General features: G+C 68.9%; 7 protein-coding genes and 1 tRNA gene. 7 read left to right on the top strand and 1 reads right to left on the bottom strand.

Features of this window, described 5'->3' with window-relative positions; translation table 11 throughout:
• The coding region (locus IE312_RS38845) for an aminotransferase class I/II-fold pyridoxal phosphate-dependent enzyme (RefSeq protein ID WP_229899078.1) at nt 1-625 on the bottom strand (625 nt) is incomplete at its 3' end.
• Nucleotides 626-887: 262 nt separating this feature from the next.
• On the opposite strand from IE312_RS38845, the gene IE312_RS05075 reads away from it, so the two are divergent.
• From IE312_RS05075 to IE312_RS05045, 7 genes are all read left to right on the top strand, one after another.
• Nucleotides 888-960, top strand: a tRNA-Trp gene (locus IE312_RS05075).
• A gap of 106 nt (nt 961-1,066) precedes the next feature.
• Nucleotides 1,067-1,354: a preprotein translocase subunit SecE gene (gene secE, locus IE312_RS05070; protein WP_189978718.1), complete on the top strand. Its 288-nt coding sequence runs from the start codon at nt 1,067-1,069 to the stop codon at nt 1,352-1,354.
• A gap of 80 nt (nt 1,355-1,434) precedes the next feature.
• On the top strand, nt 1,435-2,301 hold the full coding sequence (gene nusG / locus IE312_RS05065; RefSeq protein ID WP_189978715.1) for a transcription termination/antitermination protein NusG: 867 nt from the start codon (nt 1,435-1,437) through the stop codon (nt 2,299-2,301).
• 300 nt (nt 2,302-2,601) lie between these two features.
• The gene (locus IE312_RS05060) at nt 2,602-2,778 is read left to right on the top strand and encodes a hypothetical protein (RefSeq protein ID WP_189978713.1); all 177 of its coding nucleotides are present in this window, start codon (nt 2,602-2,604) and stop codon (nt 2,776-2,778) included.
• Between the two features lie 130 nt (nt 2,779-2,908).
• Nucleotides 2,909-3,343, top strand: a complete 435-nt coding sequence (gene rplK / locus IE312_RS05055) for a 50S ribosomal protein L11 (RefSeq protein WP_031167035.1) — start codon at nt 2,909-2,911, stop codon at nt 3,341-3,343.
• Between the two features lie 98 nt (nt 3,344-3,441).
• Nucleotides 3,442-4,167 (top strand): 50S ribosomal protein L1, encoded by a 726-nt coding sequence (gene rplA, locus IE312_RS05050; RefSeq protein WP_030345387.1) that lies wholly within the window; start codon nt 3,442-3,444, stop codon nt 4,165-4,167.
• A 165-nt stretch (nt 4,168-4,332) separates the two neighbouring features.
• A complete protein-coding gene (locus IE312_RS05045) occupies nt 4,333-5,250 on the top strand; it encodes an SCO4651 family lipoprotein (RefSeq protein ID WP_189978711.1) in 918 nt (305 codons plus the stop codon).
• Nucleotides 5,251-5,387: the final 137 nt, after the last annotated feature.

Below are 5,387 nucleotides of genomic sequence, written 5' to 3'. Positions count from 1 at the left end.
CCCACAGGCCGTGCTCGGCGGCCCAGCGGCCGATCGCCTCGGTCTCGGCCTCGGAGTACACCGCGCCGGTCGGGTTGGACGGGGAGACGAAGAGCACGACCTTCGTCTTCTCCGTGCGGGCCGCCTCCAGTTGCTCCACCGAGACCCGGTAGCCGGTCGTCTCGTCGGCGACGACCTCGACCGGGACACCGCCGGCCAGGCGGATCGACTCCGGGTACGTCGTCCAGTACGGCGCCGGGACGATGACCTCGTCGCCCGGGTCGAGGATGGCGGCGAACGCCTCGTAGATGGCCTGCTTGCCGCCGTTGGTGACGAGGATCTGGGAGACGTCGGGCTCCCAGCCGGAGTCACGCAGCGTCTTAGCGGCGATCGCGGCCTTCAGCTCGGGCAGGCCGCCGGCCGGGGTGTAGCGGTGGTACTTGGGGTTCTTGCAGGCCTCGACGGCCGCCTCGACGATGTAGTCCGGGGTCGGGAAATCGGGCTCGCCGGCGCCGAAGCCGATCACCGGACGCCCGGCGGCCTTCAGGGCCTTGGCCTTGGCGTCCACGGCGAGGGTGGCGGACTCGGAGATCGCGCCGACTCGGGCGGAGACCCGGCGCTCGGTGGGAGGGGTTGCAGCGCTCATGCGGCCCATCGTTCCAGACCGGAAATGCGCCCGGCACACGGGTTTCACAGACTGAACAGGGAAGGGTCGAGGCGTGAACACGGGTCCGAATCGCGGTCCACGGCCAGGACGATCTCCGGCCACGCGTCCCCGGACGGGCACTTTCTGTTCGACGCCGGGCCGTGGAGCACGTACACTCTCACCTCGTTGGCCATCAGCAGCCGCGGCCGAGCCGGTGCACACCGAGCACCCGGTCGGATGCGGTACGTTGGTGGACACACAAAGGGTCGTAGCTCAATTGGTAGAGCACCGGTCTCCAAAACCGGCGGTTGGGGGTTCAAGTCCCTCCGGCCCTGCTACACACACCGCCAGGATGTGTGCGCATGTACGTACAGCATTGCACCGCCGTGCGGCTCAGAAACCGGGCGCGGCACGGCCACGACCCGGGACCAGGTGAGGACAATGACGGACGCCGTGGGCTCCATCGACACGCCTGATGCCCAGGACGAGGTGCCCGAGTCCGAGAAGAAGGTCCGCAAGGGCGGCAAGCGGGCCAAGAAGGGCCCTCTGAAGCGCCTGGCCACCTTCTACCGCCAGATCATCGCGGAGCTCCGCAAGGTCGTCTGGCCGACGCGCAACCAGCTGACGTCGTACACCACCGTGGTGATCTTCTTCGTTGTCATCATGATCGCCCTGGTGACCGTGATTGACTATGGGCTCAACCACGCGGCCAAGTACGTCTTCGGCTGAGCCAAGAGCGAAGGGCGCCGTGGCACCGGCGCCCGTTTTCGCATGTTCCACCCCTATGTATCCAGGAAGAAGCAGCCATCGTGTCTGACCCGAACCTGAACGACGACGCCATTGAGCCCAGCGGGCCGGCTGCCGAGACGGTGGATGACGAGCTCGACATCGTCGAGGGCGCGGACGAGCAGGACGAGTTCGAGGCTGCCGAGGCCGAGGCGGGTGAGCCGGCCGAGGAGGCCGCCCTGCACGCCGAGGACGAGGGCGACGAGGCCGGCGACGAGGAGGCCGTGACCGACGAGGCGGCCGAGGCCGCCGAGGAGGAGCCGGCCGCTCCGGTGGACCCGGTCCAGGCCCTGCGCGAGGAGCTGCGCACCCTGCCCGGCGAGTGGTACGTCATCCACACCTACGCCGGTTACGAGAACCGCGTGAAGACCAACCTGGAGCAGCGCGCCGTCTCGCTGAACGTCGAGGACTACATCTTCCAGGCCGAGGTGCCGCAGGAAGAGGTCGTCCAGATCAAGAACGGCGACCGCAAGACGATCAAGCAGAACAAGCTGCCGGGTTACGTCCTGGTCCGCATGGACCTGACCAACGAGTCCTGGGGCGTCGTCCGCAACACCCCGGGCGTCACCGGCTTCGTCGGCAACGCCTACGACCCGTACCCGCTGACCCTGGACGAGATCGTCAAGATGCTCGCCCCGGAGGCCGAGGAGAAGGCCGCCCGCGAGGCCGCCGAGGCCGAGGGCAAGCCCGCCCCGCAGCGCAAGGTCGAGGTCCAGGTCCTGGACTTCGAGGTCGGCGACTCGGTCACCGTCACCGACGGTCCGTTCGCCACGCTCCAGGCGACCATCAACGAGATCAACCCCGACTCCAAGAAGGTCAAGGGCCTGGTCGAGATCTTCGGCCGCGAGACCCCGGTCGAGCTGTCCTTCGACCAGATCCAGAAGAACTGATCACGTCCGCCGAGAGCGCCCCGCCGGTGAAGACCGGGCCGGGGCGCTTTCGCCGTGTACGGCCCGCCGCGCTCGGCGCCGGGGCCGCGCTGGTTCTGCTGGTGGCGGTGTACGCCCTGTGCCTCCCGGCGGCCTGGCTGCGCAGCGAACTGCGGGGCGCGGAGCCGGCCACGGCCACCTTCCACGGCGGTACGTGCCTCCTCGGCCGCTGCGGTGTCACCTTCCCGCTCGCGGGCGAGGAGGTGACGGCCGCCCTGCCGCTCGGCACGCGCGCGCGTGGGCACGCCGAAGGGGGACATCGTGGAGGTACGGCACGCGCCCGGGGACCCGCGGCGGGTGGTGCTCGCCGAGGACACCGGACGCGGGACCGTGGCCGCGCTGCTCGCCGTACCGGGCGCAGCGACCCTGTTCACCCTGTGGGCCGGGGGCGCGTACCTGCGCGACCGACGGTCCCGAGGTCCCGCACAGGCCACCTGACCAGGGCGATTTTTGTCTGGTGGGGACAGCGGCTATCGTGGTGCGGTATGCCATCTGTGTGATCTTGCCCCCATGGGTGCAGGTCCAAGGCGCGGATGGCTCAACCTCTCAGTAAGGACCCGGAGAGAGCATGCCTCCCAAGAAGAAGAAGGTCACGGGGCTCATCAAGCTCCAGATCAACGCCGGTGCGGCGAACCCCGCTCCGCCGGTCGGCCCCGCGCTCGGTCAGCACGGCGTCAACATCATGGAGTTCTGCAAGGCCTACAACGCCGCGACCGAGTCGCAGCGTGGCTGGGTCATCCCGGTGGAGATCACGGTCTACGAGGACCGCTCCTTCACCTTCGTCACCAAGACGCCGCCGGCCGCGAAGATGATCCTCAAGGCCGCGGGTGTCGAGAAGGGCTCCGGCGAGCCGCACAAGACCAAGGTCGCCAAGATCACCGAGGCGCAGGTCCGCGAGATCGCCCAGACCAAGATGCCCGACCTCAACGCGAACGACCTGGACGCCGCGTCGAAGATCATCGCCGGCACCGCCCGCTCCATGGGCATCACGGTCGAGGGCTGAACCCAGCCCAGCAGTCCATGCGGCCGTAGCCGGTCGCACGTGGCAGGGCCTGCTCGGCCCGGATACCACGACTCCTTTCAGAACACACAGGAGCAGTTGTGAGCAAGCGCAGCAAGGCTCTCCGCGCTGCGGACGCCAAGGTCGACCGGGAGAAGCTGTACGCCCCGCTCGAGGCCGTCCGTCTCGCCAAGGAGACCTCCACGACCAAGTTCGACTCCACCGTCGAGGTCGCCTTCCGTCTGGGTGTCGACCCGCGCAAGGCCGACCAGATGGTCCGTGGCACCGTGAACCTTCCGCACGGCACCGGTAAGACCGCCCGGGTCCTGGTCTTCGCGACCGGCGACCGTGCCGAGGCCGCGCGTGCCGCGGGCGCCGACATCGTCGGCGCCGACGAGCTGATCGACGAGGTGGCGAAGGGCCGTCTGGACTTCGACGCCGTCGTCGCCACCCCGGACCTCATGGGCAAGGTCGGCCGCCTCGGCCGCGTCCTCGGCCCCCGTGGTCTGATGCCGAACCCGAAGACCGGCACCGTCACCCCCGACGTCGCCAAGGCCGTCACCGAGATCAAGGGCGGCAAGATCGAGTTCCGCGTCGACAAGCACTCGAACCTGCACTTCATCATCGGCAAGGCGTCCTTCGACGACGCCAAGCTGGTGGAGAACTACGGCGCCGCGCTGGAGGAGATCCTCCGTCTGAAGCCGTCCGCCGCCAAGGGTCGCTACATCAAGAAGGCCGCGGTCAGCACCACGATGGGCCCCGGCATCCCGGTCGACCCGAACCGCACCCGCAACCTCCTCGTCGAGGAGGACCCGGCCGCCGTCTGAGCCTCGGGCTCGACAGCCGGCAGCCGCGTCAGGCACGTGTGAAAAGGGCGGGCCCTGGAACCTAAAAGGTTCCGGGCCCGTCCTTTCTCCGTACGACCTTTCGTACGACTGTCAGTGGCCTGGTTTACGGTGCAGGCACGAGACACGCAATAGGGGTGGGAGTAGATGAACAGCACTACCGTGCGCAGGGCGGGCCTTTCCATCGCGGTGGTGGCCGCGCTCACCGGGGTGGCCGCCTGTGGCTCCTCCGACTCTGACAAGGACGGCGGCAAGGCGGCCGGCAAGACGGTGACGCACGTCAGCCCCATCGCTGCCCTGCGCTCCGCCGAGAAGTCCACCGACAAGGCCGACTCGGCCAAGGTGCGCTCCACGACCTCCGTCGGCAGCCTCATGTCGATGACCGCCGACGGCGCTCTCACCTGGGCTGACGGGCTCAAGGGCAACCTCACCATCACGTACACCGGCGGCAAGATGGCCGAGGCGATGAAGAAGGCCGGCAGCGCGTCGATGGAAGCCCGGTACCTGCCGGACGCCTACTACGCGCACATGAGCGACGCCTTCGCCCAGCAGGCGGGCGGCGGCAAGCACTGGATCAAGTACTCCTACGACGACCTCGCCAAGCTCGGCGGCGCGTCCGGTTCCTTCATGAAGGACCAGCTCCAGAACTCCACGCCGAACCAGTCCGTGAAGCTGCTGCTGGCCTCCGGTGACGTCAAGAAGGTCGGCGAGGAGACGGTTGACGGCGCCCACACCACGCACTACTCGGGCCGCGTCGACGTCGCCGGCCTCGCCCAGAAGTCCAGCGACCTCACCGCCGAGCAGCTGTCCGCGCTGAAGAAGCAGCTCACCCAGGCCGGTGTCAGCACCGAGACCGTCGACGTCTGGATCAACGACCAGGACCTGCTGGTCAAGAAGACCGAGAAGGCCGACACGGCCAACGGCGCCATGACCAGCACGACGCTCTACACCGACTACGGGGCGAAGGTCACCGCCGAGGCGCCCCCGGCCGGTGACACCAAGGACTTCGGAGACATGATGAAGTCCGGCGGCCTCGCGGCCGGTGGCACGGGTACCGCTTCCTGACACACCCCGGCGCCCAGCGCCCTACGGCGGAGCCCCGGCTCGGAGCGGCCTGACCGCCCCGACCGGGGCTCCGCCGCATCCCGGCCAGGCGTACGGCGTCCCGGCCGCCTGGGGGCCGTATCAGCTCGACCGCGGGC

It is taken from the genome of Streptomyces capoamus (genome assembly GCF_014654935.1).
Taxonomy (GTDB): Bacteria; Actinomycetota; Actinomycetes; order Streptomycetales; family Streptomycetaceae; genus Streptomyces; species Streptomyces capoamus.
The sequence above is the reverse complement of the archived record's forward strand: the minus strand, read 5'-3'. Positions and strand labels throughout refer to the sequence as shown.

Coding starts and splice junctions, on each gene's coding strand:
- secE (WP_189978718.1), top strand. CDS start 1,067: ATGACGGACGCCGTGGGCTCCATCGACACGCCTGATGCCCAGGACGAG.
- rplK (WP_031167035.1), top strand. CDS start 2,909: ATGCCTCCCAAGAAGAAGAAGGTCACGGGGCTCATCAAGCTCCAGATC.
- IE312_RS05045 (WP_189978711.1), top strand. CDS start 4,333: ATGAACAGCACTACCGTGCGCAGGGCGGGCCTTTCCATCGCGGTGGTG.